We start from the raw sequence: 20,945 nt of genomic DNA, 5'->3' as shown, positions 1-20,945 counted from the left end.
ATCAAACATTTTTTGGGTTTATGCTTAGTAAGTTTCAAAACACGTGCCAAAAACATTTTGATAATGATTTCTTCACTTAGCTATCTTTAATATTTTGTGTACTTTTGAAACTATAAACGATTTATAGTTTTTATGGATAAACCTTTAAAATATGCGGTTTTTGGTGCAGGTAGCTGGGCTACAGCGATTGTAAAAATGCTTAGCGAAAATTTAGATGAAATAGGCTGGTACATGCGCAGTGTTTACACCAAAGAACATTTATTAAAAGAGCAACATAACCCCAATTACTTAAGTTCGGTAGAGTTTCATTTAGAACAATTGAAACTAAGCAATGATATTAATGAGATAGCCGATTATGCCGATGTGCTGATTTTTGTAATTCCCTCGGCTTTCATTTATGGAGAGCTGCAAAAACTAAAGGTTGATATTAGCGATAAAATTATTGTTTCGGCCGTAAAGGGCATTATTCCAGAAACAGGCTTGTTGGTGGGCGAGCATTTTCATGAAAACTATAAAACCCCTTATGAAAATATTGCCGTTATTGCAGGACCTTGCCATTCTGAAGAGGTAGCTTTAGAGCGCTTATCGTACCTCACCATTTCGTGTTCTGATGCTAAAAAAGCACAAACCATTGCCGATAGCTTGTCCAGCGATTACATAAAAACTAAAATAAGTGATGATATTATTGGTGTGGAATATGCTGTAATGCTTAAAAACATTTATGCCATTGCTGCTGGAATTGCTCATGGATTAGGATATGGCGATAATTTTCAAAGTGTATTGATGAGCAACGCCATACGCGAAATGCGCCGATTTATTAAAAAAATGCACAAAATGAAACGCAACATCAACAATTCTGCCTATCTGGGAGATTTGCTGGTTACGGGCTACTCGGTATTTTCCAGAAACCGAATGTTTGGTAATATGATTGGGAAGGGCTATACCGTAAAATCGGCCCAAATGGAAATGAGCATGGTTGCTGAAGGATATTACGCTGCTAAAAGTGCCCACTTACTTAATAAAACAAACAAAAAGAAAACCCGGCTGCCTATTATAAATGCGGTTTATGATGTTTTATATGAAAACAAAAACCCTAAAAAAGTCTTTAAAAAACTAACGGATAAACTGGATTGATCATTTTACCAAAACACCCTTGGCTTCCATTAAGGGTATAGGCTGTAAAGCTCTTAAGTTAATGGTGTTTTTTCTAAACACATAGGTTTTATCAAACATCGTGTTGCCTTCAAAAAAAGATACTTTAAAGCTATTGTTTAAAGCAAACAGGGCCTCTGGTATCAACTCTATTTTAGCATAGCTCTTTTTGGGCAATACATCCAGTTTTTTTCGAAAGGTAGCTGTCGCCTTTGTTTCGTTATAGCCATTGCTTACAATAAGTACGGTATCGATGTCTACATCTTTATCATTAATAATGTAGGCATTCCAATCATAGGTCTTATAAATGGTATTGTATTCGTATACTACGGCTACGTAAACATCTGTTACTTTGGGGATGTTGATGTCTTTTTTCAAAACCTATAGTGCGCTTTTAAACTGCTCTAAAAACCGCACATCATTTTCGCTTAGTAAACGAATATCGTTTATTTGATGCAATAACATAGCAATACGGTCTATTCCAACACCAAAGGCAAAGCCTGAGTACACTTTAGAATCTATCTTACAGTTTTCTAATACATTGGGGTCTACCATACCACAGCCACCAATTTCCAACCAACCTGTTCCTTTGGTAATTCTATAGTCCGATTCCGTTTCCAGCCCCCAATACACATCAATTTCGGCACTGGGCTCTGTGAATGGGAAGTAGGATGGGCGTAAGCGTATTTTTGACTTTCCAAACAATTGTGTGGTAAAGTATTGAAGGGTTTGCTTTAAATCGACAAAGCTAACATCCTTATCTATATACAAGCCTTCAACTTGGTGAAAAAAACAATGGGAACGTGCCGAAATAGCTTCGTTTCTATACACCCTACCAGGAGAAATGGTTCTAATGGGTGGTTTGTTGTTCTCCATGTAACGCACTTGTACCGAACTGGTATGGGTACGCAGTAACACATCGGGGTTGGTTTGTATAAAAAAAGTGTCCTGCATATCGCGTGCCGGATGGTACTCTGGCAAATTTAATGCAGTAAAATTGTGCCAATCGTCTTCTATTTCTGGGCCTTCACTAACATTAAACCCGATGTTTGAAAAAATATCTATAATTTGGTTTTTAACAATAGAAATAGGGTGGCGTGCGCCTATACCAATAGGATCTCCGGGGCGTGATAAATCGCCATAAACACCTTTTACTTCTTCTTTGCTCTCCAGTTCTTCTTTTAAGGCATTAACCTTATTCTCTGCTGTTTTTTTAAGGGTATTAATAGCTTGTCCAAACTCCTTCTTTTGGTCGTTTGCAATATTTTTAAATTCCGCAAAATAATCATTCAACACCCCTTTTTTTCCTAAATATTTAATACGAAATGCTTCTACCTCTTCTTTAGATTGCGCTTTAAACGCTTCGGCTTCGGCTATAAGTTCTTTAATCTTATCTATCATAACATCCTTAAAATGATGGCAAATTTAATGTTTTTGTTTTAAAAGCTCAGGTCATTGCTTGTATAAATCCTTTTTAATCAATAAACTCGGCTTCCAAAAAATAGTTTACAATGGCTTCTTTCATCAAAACACTTTGTTCGCCTGCTTTTAAGTGGGGCAAGGCTTCCTTTACTTTATAGTGGGGCCATTTTTCATCGTCGTAATAATCAAACTCATAATATCCATAAGGTTCCAAAAGGCGGCAAATGGCAATATGCATTAGGTCCAGCTTATGATCTTTTTTAAATTTTAAATGGGGCTGACCAAGCTCTTGAACACCTATTAGGTATATAATAGCATCTAAATCCAACGGATCGCCATCGGCAAATTGATTGGATAATTTTTCAACTACAGCATCCCATCGTACTTTTAATTGTTCATCTCTAGCCATTTTTTGTAAAATGAAAATCTTGTTAATTATACAAGTCGCAAAGTTAACTTATATTTGATAAAATTCTAGACGTTATGGGTATAATAGACATTGTTTTGGTGGCTTTATTGCTTTTTGGTTTAATTCGCGGCTTTATGAATGGACTTTTTGTTGAAGTAGCCTCTTTAGTGGCTTTAATTGCGGGGGTATATGGGGCCATTCACTTTAGTGATTTTGCTGCAGTCTTTTTGTATGAGAAAACCGAATGGCATGAAAAAACCATTAATATTGTATCTTTTGCCATTACTTTTGTAGTGATTGTTTTGGCCATAGCGCTTGCTGGAAAAGCACTGACCAAATTGGCAAACTTTGCCGCTTTGGGCATTATTAACAAATTACTTGGAGGTGTATTTGGCTTGATGAAGATAGCACTAATACTAAGTGTAATCCTTATTATTTTTGATGTTTTAAACAACACCCTACCCTTTACTAGTGAAGAGGATATTGAAGACTCCATACTTTATGAGCCGGTTAAAAACTTGGCGCCAACCATTTTTCCAATCATTCTGAATAAAAAAGAGGCTCCCGAAGAAGAAGACCCAGAAATTGTATCTATTGGTCTTTTAAAGTAACCCTATTGGTCCGGACAATTTTATCAAGTTGATAAGACCTTGCTAGTCTATTGATAACAACCTACTGGTCTATTGACTGCAACTTGCTATCAATAGACTAGTGACTTGTTGTCAAGTTGCTCTGTTCGTCTGGGCAAGTTGAAAGTGGTTTTGTGTCAGAATAACAACATATAAATCCAAGTAATTAATCCAAATGATAAATTTCACGAATGCTTTCCAAAATCTTTTCGAAATCTATTTTTAAATCTATAAGTTTGCCCGTATGCACATCAAATACCCAACCGTGCACGGTTAAGCCCCGTTCTCTGGAAGCTTTTTGTACGGCTGCTGTTTTTACAAGATTAACGCATTGTTCTTGAACATTTAACTCTACCAAACGATCGTATTTCTTTTCTTCATCTACAATGGCATTAAGTTCTTTTTTATGAATGCGGTACACATCACGGATATTACGTAACCACGGATTTAAGATGCCCAGATCTGCCGATTGCATTGCGGCTTTTACCCCTCCACAAGCATAATGGCCACATACTATTACATGATTTACCTTAAGATGTACAACGGCATATTCTACTACAGACATTACATTTAAATCGGTTCCGGTAACCATATTGGCAATGTTGCGGTGCACAAACACATCGCCCGGCCCTAAGCCCATTAACTCTTCCGAGGTTACCCTACTGTCGGAACAACCTATAAACAATAATTCTGGATTTTGACCTTTCCCTAAAGTTTCAAAATACTTCGGATTGTTGGTTACTTTCTCTTTAATCCACTTCTTATTGTTTTTAAAAACATTCTTTAAATCCATAAGCCCCTGTTTAAGGGCTAAAGATAGTTTAAAAAACCTTAGAGCGCTTTAATGTCGCTTGAAGAAATCCAACCCGACTTGCCATCGGCCAGTTTTATTTTTTTCCAGTTTTTAATGGTATCTAAAACCTGTACTTTGGTGCCCTCATGTAGTCTGAAAGCTTCTTCACTTCTGGAATTGGGCTCACTTTTTACGGGGCTTTCTTGAGCAAATACAATGGCCGGCTGGTTGTTTTTATCTAAATTAAATCTATGGAATGCAAAAACCAATGCTAGGCACACAAGTATTATAGAGGTAATACTTCCAATAAAAGCCAAGCGCTTTTTAATGGAAGAATAGGAAAAGTAATAGACCAAAAATAAGATAACAAAACAAAACACCAAGGCTACGGCCAACTTGGCCCAAGCATTAAAATCCAAACTGTTTGTTATACGCTTTATAAGCCTTGAAAGACCTGCTTCTGGCAAGACATCAATGGCATCGATGGTCATGTTTTTGGCAAAGGCTAAATTGTGCTTTATATCAGCATCATTAGGTGCTAATTTTAAAGCCTTTTCATAATAGTAAATACTAGGTGCAATATTGTTTAACTTATAGTGGGCATTCCCTAAGTTAAAGTACAGTTCGGCCGATTGATTTTTAGTAGCTAAAATGGCCTGGTACTTATCTATGGCTTCCCCATATTTCCCTTCGTTATACAGGGCATTGGCTTCATTAAAAAGGGATTGGTTTTGCGAAAACATTCCCAAACTAAATAAAAAGAATACAATGTATGATATATGCTTCATCTTAACGGGCTTGTTTATCTATTAACGAAATAGTTTTAGCTGCTTTATCATAATCTTCTTGCATGGTTACAATATCCATGGGCGTATAACGAGCCAACTCACAACTTTCCAAAATACTTATAAAATCTTTAATCACACTGGCTTCAACCTGCTTATCTGCTAATAAACTATTTATTCTATCCTTGCTTAAGTCGCTCGTCTCAATACGTAATTTGGCTTTTAGGTAATTGTGCAGGGCTTTTTCTAAAGCAATATAAAAAGCTTCTTTTTTGCCAAGTGATTTTTTTGCATGGCTTAGGTATTTCTTAGCCAATTTATCTGCCTTACGTATCTTGTTTCCGTACACATCGGCATCACGGCTCACCTTTTTCTTTCTTATAACAATAGCCAAGGGAATGGCTAAAAAAGGAAGCAACAATAAACTCCAAAATAGCTTGGTCTTAAAAAACACAGGGGTGTTCATGCCTATAAAACTGGTATCGGTTTTTATGTAAACAAACTGATCACTATTTAAAACAATGGGGTGTTTGGTATAGGTTGCTGTATTGGTGTCGTTATTAGAGGTATTATTATTTAAGGGGCCATCCAAAACATCTATCACAATTTCATCTGAAGATAATCGTTTATAACTTTCGGTCTTTAGGTCGAAATACGAAAAGGATATGCTTGGTATGGGATACTTTCCTTTGTATTGGGGCACCACGGTATAACTATCAGAAATACTACCTTGCATACCAGACAGGTTAGTTTTTACATCTTCTTGGTGTTCGGGCTCATAAACCTCCAATGAACTTGGCAAGGACACTTTAGGGAGTTTAAAGAGTTTTAAGTTACCATTCCCTCGAATGTTGACTTTAAGCTGGAACGATTCGGAAGCGTCCAGTTCTTGTTTGGATGTGGTAACATCAAAACTAAAATTGCCTACAGCACCTGAAAAATCCATTGGTTTTCCAGCTTCTGGCAACGGTTTTACATTAATGGTTTTATTGCCTGCTGAAACGGTTTTGTTTACACGTGTCATTAAGAGACTTCCAAAAATATCGCGCCTGTTAGTGGGTACTCGCAAGGCGATATCCAAGGTTAATGGTTCTATATTCAGTTTTCCCGATTTTTGCGGATATAGTACGGTTTTCCTTAATACAAGAAAACGATATTGCTCCCCATTAAACACGCCATTTTGAACTTTTTGTCCTTGGGTGTTGATGTTCTGACTCCAAAAATCATTAAATCTTGGACTATCGATTTCATTCCAATTATCAACCGCTACAGTTGGTGAAACATATAGTTTATAAACGACGGTAATAGCCTCATTTAAATACGGATTGGTCTTGGATATTTCGGCTACCAAATGAACATTCTCTGAAGCAATGTAATCGGGGTTATTAGGATCTTTGGGAATATCTACGGCTGCGGTTACCTCAACTTTTACTGGTGTTGTTTTATAGGTTTCGCCATCTATAACTATCGTTGCCTGCGATATGGTAAAGGTACCACGGCTTTTAGGAGCTAAAAAGTAGCTATATGTTTTTTTATAGGAGCGCACACCATTAACCCATGAATTGCTAACGGATTGATTAGGCCCACCAACAACTGTGAAATTGGAAAAGTCTGGCGGATTGAAATTGTCGCCATCTTGGTTCATTTCAAAATCAATACGCAAGCGCTCGTTTACCCCAAGCTTTTGCTTACTAACTTTAGCTTCAAACTTAACTTGTGCAGTAACCAAGCTTGTTGACACTAAGAGTATAAATATTATTATGTTTTTAAATAACTGCATATGTTGATTAACGATTAACGAATTATGAACTGGATTAAAAAATAATCCTTATGTGCAATATACATATTAATGATTTTTGATTTTTGATTTATTTTTTGATGTTTTAATGCTTGCAACAAAAATTGATATTAACTGGTTATTTTCATCTAAAACCTGTTCCATCTTTTCCTCACTTCCTTTATATAAGTTCGCAGAATTAATGATTTTTAAACAGTTATAACTTTCTCTTAATTCTTTTAAACATATTCCCATTTTATGAACAAAGTCTTTATGCGATTCAGCGCTTCTAGCTTCTCCATAATTTAAGGCTGGTGACCCTTATGAACGGATTAGTTGATTACCGTAATAATTACCAGCATAATTATTTTTTACATCTTCAATAATACCTACCACGCCAACTGCAAAATTAATTATTCTTTCTTCTAAATCATTTGTTTTCATAGCAGTACGGGGTTCCGGTTTCAAAAATCGTTACTCTAATTTTTTTACCAATCTTTATCATTCTTAATGATGACCCCTTTTTCTTTTTCTGCATTCATCTTTTCTTGAACTTTCTGTTCCTGATTGTTCATGGCTTCCAATAAGTTCTTTATTTGTTGTGGCGACATCTGCCCTGGTTGTGGCTTGGGCCGTTGGGGCTGTTCTTCTTCTTTTTCATTCCCTTTACCTTGATCTTGTTTGTCGTCTTTGGGCTTGCCTTCATCATCTTTTTGGTCGTCACCCTCTTTTTTATCTTGGTCGCCCTCGTCTTTTTGGTCTTGGTTCTCGTCCTGCTTATCGTCGCCCTCCTTCTTATCCTGGTTTTCCTGATCTTTGTTTTGATCTTTGTTATCCTGATTGTCTTGGTTGTCCTGGTTATCTTTATTTTGATCGTCCTGGTTCTGGTCTTTTTGCTGTTCGGCACAAATCTTTGCCAAGCCTAAATTGTAACGGGTTTCATCATCGGTAGGATCATTACGCAGGGCATTCTTATAGGCCTCAACAGCTTCTTTACATTTTTTGTTTTCCATAAGCACATTCCCAATGTTATGGAATGCTTTATGTTTTTCTGTTTTAGTAGTTGCTACTTTTGCCGCTTGTTCAAGGCGGTATATGGCCTCTTCAAAATTGCCTTTTTTTATGTAAGAGCTCCCTAGGTTGTAAACTCCAGCAACCGATGTTGGCTGCTCTGAAACAGCTTTTCTATAGGCCATTTCGGCCGCTATAAAATCGTCTTCATCCACTAAATTATTCCCCTCATACACATAGTTGTTTGCTTTTTTTGCTGCCAATGCCGCTGCTTTTTCGGCATCTTTATCTTGCGCAAAAGCAAATCCAGTGCTAAGTGTTAATATTGTTATTAATAATATTTGTATCTGTTTCATTTTCAATTTTATAATTTCCAATATATAAAACCTTGTGTTTTTGTTAGTTAAAAAATATATAAAATATCAATCCTAGAACAAGGTTTATAATTCATTATTGCTGAACATCTTCATTAAATAAATTCAACTTTTTCAACCATGCAGTGCGACGTTCCAATAAGAAAATATCTAACAATAAAAAGAAAACAGCAAAACCCAAGAACCATTGAAATTGATCCTTAAAATCTGCAAATTGCTTGGTTTCAAATTCTTTTTTATCCATGCCATTTAAAATTTCACCTATATTCTCGACCACTTCGTTGGTATTCCTTCCATTTATATAAATGCCATTGGCTTCGTCTGCTATATTTTTAAGTGTTTCTTCATTTAAGCGGGTAATAACGGTTTCGCCATTACTGTCCTTTTTATAATTTAAAACCACCCCATTTCGTTTTTCTGGTATGGGACCTCCTTTTACATCACCCACGCCAATGGTAAAAATTCGAATACCTTCTTCATTGGCCTTCTCGGCTACAGCAGCAGCTTCTTCGCTATGATCCTCGCCATCTGAAATAATAATGAGCACTCGATTGGTTTGTTCTTCATCATCAAAATAGGTGGTAGCCAACTTAATAGCTTCGTTAATGGCGGTTCCTTGCGATGATAGCATATCGGTATTCATACTTTGAAGGAACATTTTAGCCGAAGCATAATCTGTTGTAATAGGCAATTGCGGAAATGCCTTGGCGGCATAGGCAATAATCCCTACCCGATCGCTTGCTAAATTATTAATGATTTGCGTTACCAATTGTTTTGATTTTTCCAATCGGTTAGGAGCAATGTCTTCGGCCAACATACTTTTGGAAACGTCTACAGCAAACACTATGTCTACCCCTTCTCGCTTAACGGTTTCTAGCTTTGTACCTATTTTGGGGTTTACCAAGGCTATGGATAGGCAAGCAAATGCCAAGCTTAAAACCACTACTTTTAAAATGGCTTTAAACAGGGACGTGTTGGGGCTTAATCTTTTAAGCAATTGCTTATCTGCAAACTTTTTTTGGGCCCTGTATTTCCAAAACTGGAGCACTAGAAAAAGCAGCATTATTATTGGAATAACTCCCAATACCCAAAACCATATTTTTTCTTCTAATTGATACATTTATTTTATAGCTATAAGCTTTAGGCTTAAATTGTTGTTATTTTTTATTGTTTGGCTGTTGGCTATTTGCTTTTAGCCTTTGGCTCTTTCTTCTCTATTCTCTTCTCTCTATTCTCTTCTCTAATTACACAAAACTTCTAAACACCGTATACCTTAGCAGTAATTCCAGAAGCAATAGCATGCCTGCCAAAATTACTAAGGGGCGGTACTTCTCATCATAGTTATAAAACTTAAACTCTTCTATTTCTGTTTTTTCTAGTTTATTGATTTCACTATATATCTCTTCAAGCTTTTTGTTATTGGTTGCTCTAAAATACTTCCCTCCGGTAACTTCGGCAATTTCCTTAAGCAAAGTTTCATCAATTTCTACTTGAATACGCGCATATTGAAAATCACCTGTTCTAGGGTCTATAGCTACAGGCGATAAGGCCATACCGTTGGTTCCTAAGCCAATGGTATAGGTTTTAATACCGTATTCTACAGCCAATTCACTGGCTATTTTTGGATCTATAAATCCTGAGTTGTTAACCCCATCGGTTAATAATATAATCACTTTACTGGTAGCTTTACTATCCTTTAATCGGTTTACCGATGTGGCTAATCCCATTCCAATAGCCGTTCCGCCTTCAATAATGGTATTGTATTTAATACTTTTTAGTGAGCGTAATACAATAGCCTTATCGCTAGTAATAGGGGTTTTTGTATAGCTCTCGCCTGCATACTCCACTAGACCTATGCGATCGTTTGGGCGGTCTTTTATAAATTCGGCTGCTACTTTTTTAAGGGCTTCTAGCCTGTTGGGCGATAGATCTTTGGCTAACATACTGGCCGATACATCTATGGCCATAACAATATCAATTCCACGGGTGGTCTTGGTTTTTGTAGATACATCTACGGTTTGTGGCCTAGCCAAGGCCATAATTAATAATGTTAACGCTAACAAACGCAATATAAACAAGCCATGTTTTAATTTAGGTAACCAGGAATTGGTAATCTTAAAGCCCTTTAAACTGGATATTTTAAGCTCGGCTGTTTGCTTTTTATGTTTGAATAAATACCATATCACAGCCAGTGGTAATGCCAATAGTAACCAAAAAAATTCTTTATTTACAAACTCTATACCCTCTAACATTAGTCTTCGTCTTTTTTAAGTTCTATGGAATTTAAAATACGTTCCACAATTTGGTCGGCATATGCATCGTCATTTGCATAAGTAATGACTATTTGTTGTAGCACATTTTGTGAAGTAAACTGCAATAACACATAGCTACCATCTTGGGTTTTTTGGCTTACAGGGTTTTTAGCCTTTAAGGTGCCATAGGTTTTTAAACCTTCTGCACCATTGGGTGTTACAAATTTATCCCTAAGCACCACAATGTCCTGGGCGCCTTGGGCCTCCATACCCTTAATGCTGCGTTCTGAGGCCTGCTCTAAATCGATCTTGTTGTTTTGCTGGTTTTTGTATACTGTTGTATTTACAAAAATACTGAATACATCCAACAAAGTTCCGTAAGCAAAGGTGGTTTGTGTTACTTGGGCCTTCATTTCATCTGCCATAGGCAGCTCTACCCGGCGCAACACTTTAGGAGTGCTTATAGTAACGGGTGGAAATCCATACTCGCTAGTTACCCACTCACCTTCTAATAACTCAATACTATCGTGACCGATAATGGTATCTTTTACATAACCAAACCCATACTTAATACCAAACCCTACAAAGGTTGCAAATAACAACAACACCCCAAGAACCACTGTTATGATAATCTTTTTGCGTTTCTTTTTACGTTCTAGTACTTCCCGGTATTTTTGGTCTAAAAGTTTTTCTTCCTCGGTAGGTTCAGGCAGGGCTTCTTTTACGTGGTCTATCTCAACATCAATGGTGTCTCTATCTATTTTTGCAAGCTCTTTATCTACAGCAGACTTGGCAAATTTTACCAAATCGGCCCGTTTTAAAATGCTTTCTAAATTCTTAATATCTTCTTTGCTAATATCTACCTGGTTGGCCTCTTTTAATAATTTAAGTCTGCTTATCAACTCATCTGTAGTACTCTCTAAAGCACGGTCGTAAACTTTTTCATCTAGGTATTTTCTAATGATGAACGTGAGCTCGGAGTAATATTCCTTAATAGACTCCGTTTCTAAATAATGGCTCTCGTCCAGCTTTTTTAAAGCGAGTTTAGCACGGTCGTAAGGCGGTAATAAAGCTATTTGCTCGGCTTCGGTCAACGGTTTTTTTCGCCAAATAAACCAATACATTAAAAATGCAATAATACCTACTATTAAAAGGGTTAGTAACAGGTACTTCCACCAATTACCCGTGGATTTCTTTACCTCTATTATGGGCTTAATATCGTAAAGGCCTTGCTTAGTGGTATCGACAACCACATTGTTAACGGCTACTTTTAACGAATCGGTAAAGAAGGTTTTATTGCCAATGATTATTTTTTGCCTGGGGATGGTGTAGGCTCCAGAATCAAATTGGGTTAAACCATATTTTTTGATGAGATTGAATTTGTCTTTGTTCTTAATGGTATCAATATCGTACGATTCAATCATTTCCAGCGGCGTAAAGCTTTGTCCTTCGGGAAACACCACTAGGTTTGTAGAATCTGTTTCTACAGCAATCTCATAGGTTATTTGCTGTCCTATTTTTATGGCGGTTGAGTCTATAGAAGCTTTTACTTGTGCGTGTGATGAAATAGAGAATAGAGAGAAGAGCATAGAGAAAAGAGCGCAAAGACGGATAACTCTGGTCTTTATAAATAGTCCTGTTTTATTATAACCTATACCTCTCACCTTCTGTTTTTCGTTTTTCACTTTTCGTTTTTCACTTTTCACTTAAAACTAGCCTCTTCGTTTAAAATAACCCAACATCTTTTTTACGTAGCTTTCATCTACACGGCAATCTATAGTGCCGGCACCAGATTTATTAAAACTCTCTTTATAATAACCTACTTTTTCTTGATAGAATTTACCATAGTTGAGCCTTACTTTTTTAGATGCTGTATTTACCAACATCCATTCGCCAGTTTCTTCATCCAGCATTTGCACCACACCAAGATTTGGGATGGTTTCTTCTTGCTTATCATACACCCTAATACCCGTAACATCATGCTTCCCTGAAACAATCTTCATGGTTTGGTGGTAATCGTCTGCAATAAAATCAGACAGTACAAATACAATGGCTTTTTTCTTCATCACATTTTGCATAAACTTCAATGCTTCGGCCAGATTGGTTTGCTTACTTTCGGGTTCAAACTCAATGAGTTCACGAATTATACGCAATACATGAGAGCGTCCTTTTTTAGGGGGGATGTAAAGTTCCACTTTATCGGAAAACAAAATGAGTCCGATTTTGTCATTGTTTTGTGTTGCCGAAAAGGCCAAGGTGGCTGCTATTTCGGTTACCACCTCATTTTTAAACTGTTGGTCGGTGCCAAATAACTCAGAGCCCGAAACATCCACCATAAGCATCATGGTGAGCTCGCGCTCTTCTTCAAATACCTTTACATAGGGTTCGTTATAACGGGCGGTAACATTCCAATCGATATTCCTAACATCATCACCAAATTGATACTGGCGGACTTCACTAAAGGTCATACCACGCCCCTTGAAGGTAGAATGGTATTCGCCTCCAAAGATATGATCGGACAACCGACGTGTCTTTATCTCAATCTTCCGTACTTTTTTTAGTAATTCCTTTGTATCCATTTAGTCATTTACGATTGTAGATTTTTGATTTACGATTTACGCTCTAAAATCGTCATTCGTCATTCCAAAATCTGAAATCCTATGGTACTTCTATTTCGTTTACTATTTTATTGATAATATCTACTGAAGTGACATTTTCAGCCTCGGCTTCGTAAGTAATGCCTATTCTGTGTCTTAACACATCGTACACTACAGCTCGAACATCCTCTGGAATAACATAACCGCGGCGTTTAATAAAGGCATAGCATTTGGCTGCTGATGCTAAATTGATACTACCACGAGGTGAAGCCCCAAATGAAATAAGTGGTTTTAAATCGGCGAGTTTATATTTTTCTGGGTAACGGGTGGCAAAGATGATATCTAGAATATATTTCTCAATTTTTTCATCCATATACACCTCTCTTACTACTTTTTGTGCTTTTAGTATTTGTTCTAAAGACACCACTGGGTTTACTTTTTCCCAAGCACCTTTCATATTGGCTCTCATAATGAGTTGCTCTTCAGTAATTTTTGGATAGTCTATAACCGTTTTAAGCATAAAACGGTCTACCTGAGCTTCTGGTAAAGGATAGGTCCCTTCTTGCTCTACAGGATTTTGTGTAGCCATTACTAAAAATGGGGGATCTAACTGAAAGGTTTCATCACCAATGGTTACTTGTTTTTCCTGCATGGCTTCGAGTAAGGCAGACTGGACTTTGGCAGGTGCCCTGTTAATCTCGTCGGCTAAGACAAAGTTGGCAAATATGGGCCCTTTCTTAATGGAAAAATCATTGACCTTCATATTATAGATCAAGGTTCCTGTAACATCTGCCGGCAATAAATCTGGGGTAAATTGTATTCTACTAAAACTACCATGCACTGCTTGCGCCAGCGTATTGATAGCCAATGTTTTTGCTAATCCTGGAACCCCCTCCAATAATATGTGTCCTTGACCCAAAAGGCCAATTAACAAGCGCTCTACCATATGCTTTTGCCCTACGATAACTTTGTTCATCTCTAGCATTAGTAAATCAACAAAAGCACTCTCCTTTTCTATTTTCTCATTAATTGTCTTAATATCAATTGTGCTAGTATCTTCCATCATTGTTTGTTTTTATAAAAGCCCGAATATACCGCGCTTATTTGAGCAATGCAAATTGTTAAAATTTTTCTTTGATGGCTGTTAACAATTGGTTAAAATAATTTTTAAGGGGCGTTAATAATTGGTTAAAACAAAAAAGCAACGCGAAATCGCGTTGCTTTTATTGGTTATTACTTACTAAATCTTATTTATTACTCGGCTACTAAGGTTATATCAGCTACTTGAGTTTCTGCATTAACCGCTACAGTAACTTCCACATCTTGCGATACAAAACCTGTAGCACTAACCGTCATGGTATAAGTTCCAGCGGGTACATCTTCTATTAAGTAAACACCAGACTCGTCGGTTTCATCGGCTACTGGGTTACCATCAACCATAATGGTTGCAGTTGCTGTAACACCTTCTGTTAATCCAAGCACTGTACCTGTAATAGACCCCGGCTTCATCATCAATTCAATAGGATCGGCAATCGTAGTTATTTCTCCGTTGGTAACTACCACATCCATAGCACTTCCATAAGAATAATCAGATTCCTCATCTATTGGAGTTACCATAACCTCATAGGTTCCTGCTGGCACACCCCAAAGGGCAAATGCACCTGTTTCTGTATCGGTAGGCGATGTAATTACAAAATCATCCGTTGGGTCGTCGTTACCCATGTCATCAACTAAAACTGATGCCATAGACGGTACATCCATTGGCGAAACATTACCTTCAATAATACCTGAACTTACTTCGGCACTTGCATAAAGTACGGGTTTTAAAATAATGTTGCTTGATGCTCCGGCCATAACTATGGACTTATCTACATCAAAATCTAAAACAAAATCGTATGTAAATCCTTCTTCTATAACAGCATCTATTTTAAGTTTTAAACCCGATTGCTGTGCACTGGGGGTTTTAAGGTCAAATTCTTCATCAACCTCTTCATCATTCTCTATAACAATAGTATTACCATCGCCCAATACCAATCGCATTTGTGTTAGGGTTCCTGCTGGTATTGGAAACCTGTCTACAAGTACTTTGCTTACGCCTCCTGTAAAGTCCAATAGGTTTACGGTTTCTTGTTGTGCTTCAAGCGACATCCATCCGTTCTCGTCATCACTATTGTCATCCATCTTAATCATAACGTCTACAATTTCAACGTTAACGGCCTTGTATTCGCCAGGCGCATCAACTAGTTTAACTGAAATTGTGGGATCTCCTGAATTTATTTTTCCAGAGTCATTATCGTCGCACCCTACAAAGGCAATTAACAACATGGAAAAAATAAATGCTTTTAAAATTTTAACTGTCTTCATAAATATTCTGCTTTTTTTAAATTCGTACTTCTGTATATACGGCCTTATAACTGTTTTGGACTATATTACCTTTAGGCTACCACTAAAAACATCCTGTAAGCATTGTATAAAAATCTTGTTTACAGCCCGTTAAGAAGATTTGGGTTTTCTGTTATTTTAACTTTGGAGCGTGTATAAATAATAAACAAGTTTACGATATTAAATCTGTTTTAAGTACTTTTATATGTGAATAGCAAAAATCATCTTTAATTTACTTAGCCTATCGATAAACAGGCCATAAAACACGCTTAAACAACATGACAAAAACAGCCCTTATTACTGGTGCTACAAGTGGAATTGGATATGCAACTGCATACGAGTTTGCTAAAAATGGTATTCAACTTATTTTATGTGGAAGGCGTTTAGAGCGCCTGCACACTATACAAGAAGCTTTAGGAAATTTAACAAATGTACACATCCTTAATTTTGATGTGCGTGACAAAGCAGCTACTTTTAAGGCTATTGCTTCTATTCCCGATGCCTTTAAACCGATTGATATTCTGATTAATAATGCTGGAAACGCCCATGGTTTAGACCCTATAAATGATGGCAATACTGAAGACTGGGATGCCATGATGGATATTAATGTTAAGGGCCTATTATATGTTAGCAAGGCCATTATACCACAAATGACAGAACGCCAAGCTGGACATATCATCAATATTGGGTCTTCAGCTGGTAAGGAAGTTTACCCAAAAGGCAATGTATACTGTGCCAGTAAGCATGCTGTATTAGCAATTACCGAGGGCATGCGGATTGATTTAAACCCTTTTGGTATTAAAGTAAGTGCCATAAACCCCGGGCTAGTCCAAACCGAGTTTTCAGAGGTACGCTTTAAAGGTGATACCAAAAGTGCCGAAAACGTATATAAAGGTTTTAAAGCATTACAAGCAGAAGATATTGCTGAGATTATCTATTTTGTTATCTCAAGACCTGACCATGTAAATATTGCTGATATGTTGATATACCCGAGTGCCCAAGCAAGTTCTACGATTGTGAATAAGCAAACTAATTAAAAAAGATTCCTGCTTTCACAGGAAGTTGCTATGATTAACAAACGCCTCCTTATAAAACATCTTTTAGCGCATAACGACGAAAACAGCTTTTACGATAAAAAGCGTAAAATTGATATTAGCTTTAAGGAAGGTAAGGCCAAGTTTTTAAAGCACATCTGTGCGCTTTCCAATAGCAACCCAAAAAACAACTCCTATATTGTTATTGGTGTTGAGGACAGTGACAACACTATTGTTGGTGTGGACTTTTTTGACGATAGTAAAATTCAAAACCTCATCAATGCCTACTTAACCAATCCGCCTATTGTACAATATGAAAACATCCCTTTCCCGCACCTAAAAGATGATAAGGTGGTGGGCTTGGTAACCATTAGACCTACTGGCAAGTTAACCTCCCTAAGGAAAAACATTTGGAAATACTATGGCGGTTCAGTGTTTTTTAGGGATGGCAGCATGAGCATGCCGAAGGTATTCGATATTGAGGTAAAGGACATTAATTCTAAAATTGTTAAGGCCATTGAGAATAATGCCCAAAATAATATTGAGCATACCTTAAATGGTGTGTTCGATTTTATGAACAAGCGCCAAGATTATAATCCGCAATACAAGGTTTTTATGGAGTACTTTGTGGTATGTTGGGCTGGGCAAAAAAAAGTGGTTAAGGACGAGACTTTCTTTTCTCGGGTTGATATTGAATTGATCAACGAACAAGTACGTTTGTTTTTCTCGGCTCTAGACGAGGTGGCTATTTTTATAAATGATGATTCTTTTAAGATTATTGAGTATGTTAATTTAGGCTTTCAAAACGTTAATAAATACTACCAACTAGAGGAAACCGTAATTAAGTTTGAAAACAACGCTAACTATTCTATCAATACCAAACTGTTGTTTCAGCCTCCACAATACGATAAACGCATTTTACACCATATATATAATACCAATAACACGATTTTAAACAAGCTTAAAAAGGGCCTGACACTAACCAAGCATGAGGCTGCCGATTTAAAGAGCCTGCCTGTTACGTATTTGATATGCTATTTTAATCTGTTTCATGAAGCTATTGATAAGCTTCAAGAAGCAAAACCTTACTTAAAAGCTTATAGTGATGAACTGGACCGGCTATACAAAGAGTCCATGCGAATATTACGAAAAGTTAAATATAGCTAAGATAACGTACACTTAATCTTAATTTAACTTTTAAACGCCTATTGATAAGAAAAAAATATTATTTTTGTAACGCTATTAATCTTTTTAAGATATAACCTTGCTTCTTCCAGGAAATCATTTATTGGGTTTGGGGCAAGGTTTATTAGTTTAAATGGCTTTGTTATTTATCTTATAATTATCCTTCTATAATCACTATAGTGACCCCCTATACTGTTCAACTACTGGCTCTTTACTCAACCTTCCACAAAGAGACAACAATTACAAGGTAATAAAAAATCTGCCATACTTTGGGTATAACAGATTTTAATATTCTTAATGTTTTTTATAACCTACAAATCAAACTTAATACCTTGTGCCAAGGGTAGTTCTGTGGTATAGTTAATGGTGTTGGTTTGTCTACGCATATATACTTTCCATGCATCGCTTCCCGACTCACGACCGCCACCGGTTTCTTTTTCGCCACCAAAGGCGCCGCCAATTTCGGCTCCTGAGGTTCCTATGTTAACGTTAGCAATACCACAATCGGATCCTGCAACAGATAAGAAACGCTCTGCTTCTCGTAAATTATTCGTCATAATGGCAGAAGACAAGCCTTGTGCTACATTATTTTGAATGTTGATGGCATTCTCAACATCCCCTGTGTATTTTAATAGGTACAGCACCGGCGCAAAGGTTTCATGCTGTACAATTTTAAACTCAGGCTTGGCTTCAACTATAGCTGGTTTTACATAACAGCCACTTTCATAACCTGCTCCTGAAAGTACGCCGCCTTCTACGACCAAATGGCCACCTTCTTCTACAACTTGTTCCAACGCCTTATTGTACATATTTACGGCATCGGTATCAATTAAAGGACCCACATGGTTATTTTCATCCAGCGGATTGCCTATCCGTAATTGTTTGTAAGCTGCTACAATGGCATCTTTAACTTTATTGTAAACAGATTCGTGAATAATTAAACGACGGGTACTGGTACAACGCTGTCCTGCAGTACCAACAGCACCAAAAACAGCTCCTATAACGGTCATTTTTATATCAGCATCGGGTGTTACTATAATAGCATTGTTACCTCCTAATTCCAATAAGCTTTTCCCTAAGCGGGCAGCTACTTCCTGTGCCACTATTTTACCCATTCGGGTACTTCCAGTCGCCGAAACTAATGGTATACGTGTGTCCTTCGTCATGAATTCACCCACTTTGTAATCGCCATTAATTAAACATGAAATGCCTTCCGGTAAATTGTTTTGCGCAAAAACCTCTGCCGCTATATTCTGACAAGCTATGCCACAAAGCGGTGCTTTTTCACTGGGTTTCCAAACACATACATCGCCGCACACCCATGCTAAAGCCGTGTTCCAAGACCAAACGGCTACAGGGAAGTTAAAGGCGGATATAATCCCCACAACCCCCAACGGATGGTACTGCTCGTACATACGATGGCCCGGACGTTCGGAATGCATGGTTAACCCATGAAGCTGACGCGAAAGCCCCACAGCAAAATCACAGATATCAATCATTTCCTGCACCTCACCTAAACCTTCTTGGTAACTTTTACCCATTTCATAAGATACCAATTTGCCCAAGGCTGCCTTTTTTTCTCTTAACTTATCACTAAACTGGCGTACAATGTCTCCACGTTGTGGCGCAGGCATGGTGCGCCAAACCTTAAAGGCTTTTGTGGCCGCCTCCATAACAGCCTCATAATCGGCCTTGGTTGTAGTTTTAACACTAGCTATTAGTTGTCCATCCACTGGTGAATACGACGCTATTACATCGCCATTTCCAAAGTTATTAGACCCCGTTGAACTTCCCAAGTTCATCGCTTTAACACCTAGCTGGCTCAAGGTTTGCTTTATTTCGAAATCTGCAGTAACTGCCTCCATATTGCGTTTATTTTTACGAATTATTTAATTTTGAGGTAAAGATACTAATAAAAACTTGTTTTGATTACAGACTTCATTTCTAAATACTGTATCTTTAAAGGTGATTTTTTTATTAAAAATTAAGCCGTGAAATATCTTATTTTCTTAACTGCCTGCTGCTTTGTTCTTTTAAGCTGTAAAAATAAGGCAACTATTGAACCTTCATCCATAACAAACACTAAAAAACCAATTGATAGTATGCCACGTTTTTCTATAATTATACACGGAGGAGCAGGTACCATTTTAAAAGAAAACATGCCCGCAGAACGGGAAACCGCCTATAAACTAAAATTAAGGGAAGCTATTCAAGTGGGGTATAACATCTTGAAAAATGGGGGCAGTAGTTTAGATGCCGTACAAAAAACCATTAATGTTATGGAAGATTCGCCTCTATTTAATGCTGGAAAGGGCGCTGTATTTACCAATGCAGGCACCAATGAACACGATGCGTCCATTATGGATGGTAAAACCCTAAATGCGGGAGCATCTGCAGGCACTAAAACAGTAAAAAACCCCATAGATTTAGCACGAGCCATTATGGACCATTCGCCCCATGTGATGCTGTCTGGTGCTGGTGCCGAAGCCTTTGCTGAAGAACAAGGATTGACTATTGTTAGTCCAGATTATTTTTATACTGAGGATAGATTCCAGTCACTTCAAAGAATTAAAGCCACTAAACAAAAGACTTCTAAACAAGTATACACCCAACCCTTTTATGATGACCAAATTAAAGACTCTAAATTTGGCACCGTAGGTTGTGTTGCACTTGATATACATGGTAATATAGCGGCCGGTACTTCAACGGGAGGCATGAGTAATAAACGTTGGGGACGTATTGGTGACTCGCCCATTATTGGAGCTGGCACTTATGCCAATAACAATTCCTGTGGCGTTTCTAGCACAGGTTGGGGAGAGTTCTTTATTAGAGGTATGGTGGCCTATGATATCTCGGCGCTTATGGCTTACAAGGGACTATCCCTAAAGGAAGCCGCTAAAGAAGTTATCCAGAAAAAAGTGCCCGAATTGGGTGGCGATGGTGGTATTATAGCTATAGATGCCAAAGGCAACATGGTAGCCGAATTTAATACCGCTGGTATGTTTAGGGCCTACATAAACCAAGAAGGGGTGTTAACCTTGGGTATTTATAATGACAAAACTTTATGACATATTTAACAACCGTGAATAATCTGAACATATAAATAAAAACGTAATTACATTAATTAAGAAACCACCTACACT

20 protein-coding genes and 1 pseudogene are annotated in these 20,945 nt (G+C 37.4%); 5 read left to right on the top strand and 16 right to left on the bottom strand.

Translation table 11 applies throughout. The features are described 5' to 3' along the window. Positions 1-132: 132 nt before the first annotated feature. A complete protein-coding gene (locus tag AC5SR4_RS07275) occupies positions 133-1,134 on the top strand; it encodes an NAD(P)H-dependent glycerol-3-phosphate dehydrogenase (RefSeq protein WP_495358874.1) in 1,002 nt (333 codons plus the stop codon). Here AC5SR4_RS07275 and AC5SR4_RS07270 read toward each other — a convergent pair whose 3' ends face one another. The 3 genes from AC5SR4_RS07270 to AC5SR4_RS07260 form a co-directional block, all read right to left on the bottom strand. Continuing rightward, a complete protein-coding gene (locus tag AC5SR4_RS07270; RefSeq protein WP_495358873.1) occupies positions 1,135-1,530 on the bottom strand; it encodes a hypothetical protein in 396 nt (131 codons plus the stop codon). It lies immediately after the preceding gene. 3 nt (positions 1,531-1,533) lie between these two features. Next, positions 1,534-2,553, bottom strand: coding sequence for a phenylalanine--tRNA ligase subunit alpha (gene pheS / locus AC5SR4_RS07265; protein ID WP_495358872.1), 1,020 nt, complete (start codon positions 2,551-2,553; stop codon positions 1,534-1,536). Positions 2,554-2,626: 73 nt separating this feature from the next. Further along, positions 2,627-2,983: a hypothetical protein gene (locus AC5SR4_RS07260; protein ID WP_495358871.1), complete on the bottom strand. Its 357-nt coding sequence runs from the start codon at positions 2,981-2,983 to the stop codon at positions 2,627-2,629. Between the two features lie 74 nt (positions 2,984-3,057). Here AC5SR4_RS07260 and AC5SR4_RS07255 point away from each other — a divergent pair, with 74 nt between their 5' ends. Then, a complete protein-coding gene (locus AC5SR4_RS07255; RefSeq protein WP_495358870.1) occupies positions 3,058-3,594 on the top strand; it encodes a CvpA family protein in 537 nt (178 codons plus the stop codon). Between the two features lie 184 nt (positions 3,595-3,778). Here AC5SR4_RS07255 and AC5SR4_RS07250 read toward each other — a convergent pair whose 3' ends face one another. The 12 genes and pseudogenes from AC5SR4_RS07250 to AC5SR4_RS07195 all read right to left on the bottom strand — a co-directional run bounded on the left by AC5SR4_RS07250 (position 3,779) and on the right by AC5SR4_RS07195 (position 15,565). Continuing rightward, positions 3,779-4,405, bottom strand: coding sequence for a carbonic anhydrase (locus tag AC5SR4_RS07250; RefSeq protein WP_495358869.1), 627 nt, complete (start codon positions 4,403-4,405; stop codon positions 3,779-3,781). A 38-nt stretch (positions 4,406-4,443) separates the two neighbouring features. After that, positions 4,444-5,193, bottom strand: a complete 750-nt coding sequence (locus AC5SR4_RS07245; RefSeq protein WP_495358868.1) for an SH3 domain-containing protein — start codon at positions 5,191-5,193, stop codon at positions 4,444-4,446. 1 nt (position 5,194) lies between these two features. Beyond that, entirely contained in the window at positions 5,195-6,970 is a 1,776-nt protein-coding gene (locus tag AC5SR4_RS07240) for a BatD family protein (protein WP_495358867.1), read from the bottom strand. A 66-nt stretch (positions 6,971-7,036) separates the two neighbouring features. Continuing rightward, a pseudogene (locus AC5SR4_RS07235) lies at positions 7,037-7,273 on the bottom strand (four helix bundle protein); the annotation flags it as partial. Between the two features lie 15 nt (positions 7,274-7,288). Further along, complete coding sequence (locus AC5SR4_RS07230) at positions 7,289-7,435, bottom strand: hypothetical protein (protein ID WP_495358866.1); 147 nt, start codon at positions 7,433-7,435, stop codon at positions 7,289-7,291. A 20-nt stretch (positions 7,436-7,455) separates the two neighbouring features. After that, on the bottom strand, positions 7,456-8,334 hold the full coding sequence (locus AC5SR4_RS07225; protein ID WP_495358865.1) for a tetratricopeptide repeat protein: 879 nt from the start codon (positions 8,332-8,334) through the stop codon (positions 7,456-7,458). Between the two features lie 94 nt (positions 8,335-8,428). Further along, on the bottom strand, positions 8,429-9,472 hold the full coding sequence (locus AC5SR4_RS07220; RefSeq protein ID WP_495358864.1) for a vWA domain-containing protein: 1,044 nt from the start codon (positions 9,470-9,472) through the stop codon (positions 8,429-8,431). Positions 9,473-9,596: 124 nt separating this feature from the next. Further along, positions 9,597-10,604, bottom strand: coding sequence for a vWA domain-containing protein (locus tag AC5SR4_RS07215; RefSeq protein ID WP_495358863.1), 1,008 nt, complete (start codon positions 10,602-10,604; stop codon positions 9,597-9,599). Further along, positions 10,604-12,193 (bottom strand): hypothetical protein, encoded by a 1,590-nt coding sequence (locus AC5SR4_RS07210; RefSeq protein WP_495359167.1) that lies wholly within the window; start codon positions 12,191-12,193, stop codon positions 10,604-10,606. The genes AC5SR4_RS07215 and AC5SR4_RS07210 overlap by 1 nt, the downstream gene beginning before the upstream one ends. A 123-nt stretch (positions 12,194-12,316) precedes the next feature. Then, a complete protein-coding gene (locus AC5SR4_RS07205; RefSeq protein WP_495358862.1) occupies positions 12,317-13,183 on the bottom strand; it encodes a DUF58 domain-containing protein in 867 nt (288 codons plus the stop codon). Between the two features lie 79 nt (positions 13,184-13,262). Continuing rightward, entirely contained in the window at positions 13,263-14,264 is a 1,002-nt protein-coding gene (locus AC5SR4_RS07200) for an AAA family ATPase (RefSeq protein ID WP_495359166.1), read from the bottom strand. A 191-nt stretch (positions 14,265-14,455) separates the two neighbouring features. Further along, positions 14,456-15,565 carry a DUF4382 domain-containing protein gene (locus tag AC5SR4_RS07195; RefSeq protein ID WP_495358861.1) on the bottom strand — a complete coding sequence of 370 codons (1,110 nt, stop codon included), beginning with the start codon at positions 15,563-15,565 and terminating at the stop codon, positions 14,456-14,458. Between the two features lie 296 nt (positions 15,566-15,861). On the opposite strand from AC5SR4_RS07195, the gene AC5SR4_RS07190 reads away from it, so the two are divergent. Beyond that, on the top strand, positions 15,862-16,620 hold the full coding sequence (locus tag AC5SR4_RS07190) for an SDR family NAD(P)-dependent oxidoreductase (protein ID WP_495358860.1): 759 nt from the start codon (positions 15,862-15,864) through the stop codon (positions 16,618-16,620). A 30-nt stretch (positions 16,621-16,650) separates the two neighbouring features. Then, on the top strand, positions 16,651-17,784 hold the full coding sequence (locus tag AC5SR4_RS07185; RefSeq protein WP_495358859.1) for an ATP-binding protein: 1,134 nt from the start codon (positions 16,651-16,653) through the stop codon (positions 17,782-17,784). A 329-nt stretch (positions 17,785-18,113) separates the two neighbouring features. Here AC5SR4_RS07185 and amaB read toward each other — a convergent pair whose 3' ends face one another. After that, a complete protein-coding gene (gene amaB, locus AC5SR4_RS07180; protein ID WP_495358858.1) occupies positions 18,114-19,667 on the bottom strand; it encodes an L-piperidine-6-carboxylate dehydrogenase in 1,554 nt (517 codons plus the stop codon). Between the two features lie 126 nt (positions 19,668-19,793). On the opposite strand from amaB, the gene AC5SR4_RS07175 reads away from it, so the two are divergent. Continuing rightward, a complete protein-coding gene (locus tag AC5SR4_RS07175; protein ID WP_495358857.1) occupies positions 19,794-20,870 on the top strand; it encodes an isoaspartyl peptidase/L-asparaginase family protein in 1,077 nt (358 codons plus the stop codon). The last annotated feature ends 75 nt before the right edge of the window (positions 20,871-20,945 follow it).

It is taken from the genome of Aestuariibaculum scopimerae, assembly GCF_059428085.1.
This window is presented reverse-complemented; position numbering and strand designations above follow the sequence as displayed.

Excerpts from the sequence above, each read along its gene's own strand:
- AC5SR4_RS07185 (WP_495358859.1), top strand. The coding sequence starts at position 16,651 with ATGATTAACAAACGCCTCCTTATAAAACATCTTTTAGCGCATAACGAC.
- AC5SR4_RS07215 (WP_495358863.1), bottom strand. The coding sequence starts at position 10,604 with ATGTTAGAGGGTATAGAGTTTGTAAATAAAGAATTTTTTTGGTTACTA.
- AC5SR4_RS07200 (WP_495359166.1), bottom strand. The coding sequence starts at position 14,264 with ATGGAAGATACTAGCACAATTGATATTAAGACAATTAATGAGAAAATA.
- AC5SR4_RS07245 (WP_495358868.1), bottom strand. The coding sequence starts at position 5,193 with ATGAAGCATATATCATACATTGTATTCTTTTTATTTAGTTTGGGAATG.
- amaB (WP_495358858.1), bottom strand. The coding sequence starts at position 19,667 with ATGGAGGCAGTTACTGCAGATTTCGAAATAAAGCAAACCTTGAGCCAG.
- AC5SR4_RS07220 (WP_495358864.1), bottom strand. The coding sequence starts at position 9,472 with ATGTATCAATTAGAAGAAAAAATATGGTTTTGGGTATTGGGAGTTATT.
- AC5SR4_RS07240 (WP_495358867.1), bottom strand. The coding sequence starts at position 6,970 with ATGCAGTTATTTAAAAACATAATAATATTTATACTCTTAGTGTCAACA.
- AC5SR4_RS07210 (WP_495359167.1), bottom strand. The coding sequence starts at position 12,193 with ATGCTCTTCTCTCTATTCTCTATTTCATCACACGCACAAGTAAAAGCT.
- AC5SR4_RS07250 (WP_495358869.1), bottom strand. The coding sequence starts at position 4,405 with ATGGATTTAAAGAATGTTTTTAAAAACAATAAGAAGTGGATTAAAGAG.
- AC5SR4_RS07225 (WP_495358865.1), bottom strand. The coding sequence starts at position 8,334 with ATGAAACAGATACAAATATTATTAATAACAATATTAACACTTAGCACT.
- AC5SR4_RS07260 (WP_495358871.1), bottom strand. The coding sequence starts at position 2,983 with ATGGCTAGAGATGAACAATTAAAAGTACGATGGGATGCTGTAGTTGAA.
- AC5SR4_RS07275 (WP_495358874.1), top strand. The coding sequence starts at position 133 with ATGGATAAACCTTTAAAATATGCGGTTTTTGGTGCAGGTAGCTGGGCT.
- AC5SR4_RS07255 (WP_495358870.1), top strand. The coding sequence starts at position 3,058 with ATGGGTATAATAGACATTGTTTTGGTGGCTTTATTGCTTTTTGGTTTA.
- AC5SR4_RS07205 (WP_495358862.1), bottom strand. The coding sequence starts at position 13,183 with ATGGATACAAAGGAATTACTAAAAAAAGTACGGAAGATTGAGATAAAG.
- AC5SR4_RS07195 (WP_495358861.1), bottom strand. The coding sequence starts at position 15,565 with ATGAAGACAGTTAAAATTTTAAAAGCATTTATTTTTTCCATGTTGTTA.
- pheS (WP_495358872.1), bottom strand. The coding sequence starts at position 2,553 with ATGATAGATAAGATTAAAGAACTTATAGCCGAAGCCGAAGCGTTTAAA.
- AC5SR4_RS07190 (WP_495358860.1), top strand. The coding sequence starts at position 15,862 with ATGACAAAAACAGCCCTTATTACTGGTGCTACAAGTGGAATTGGATAT.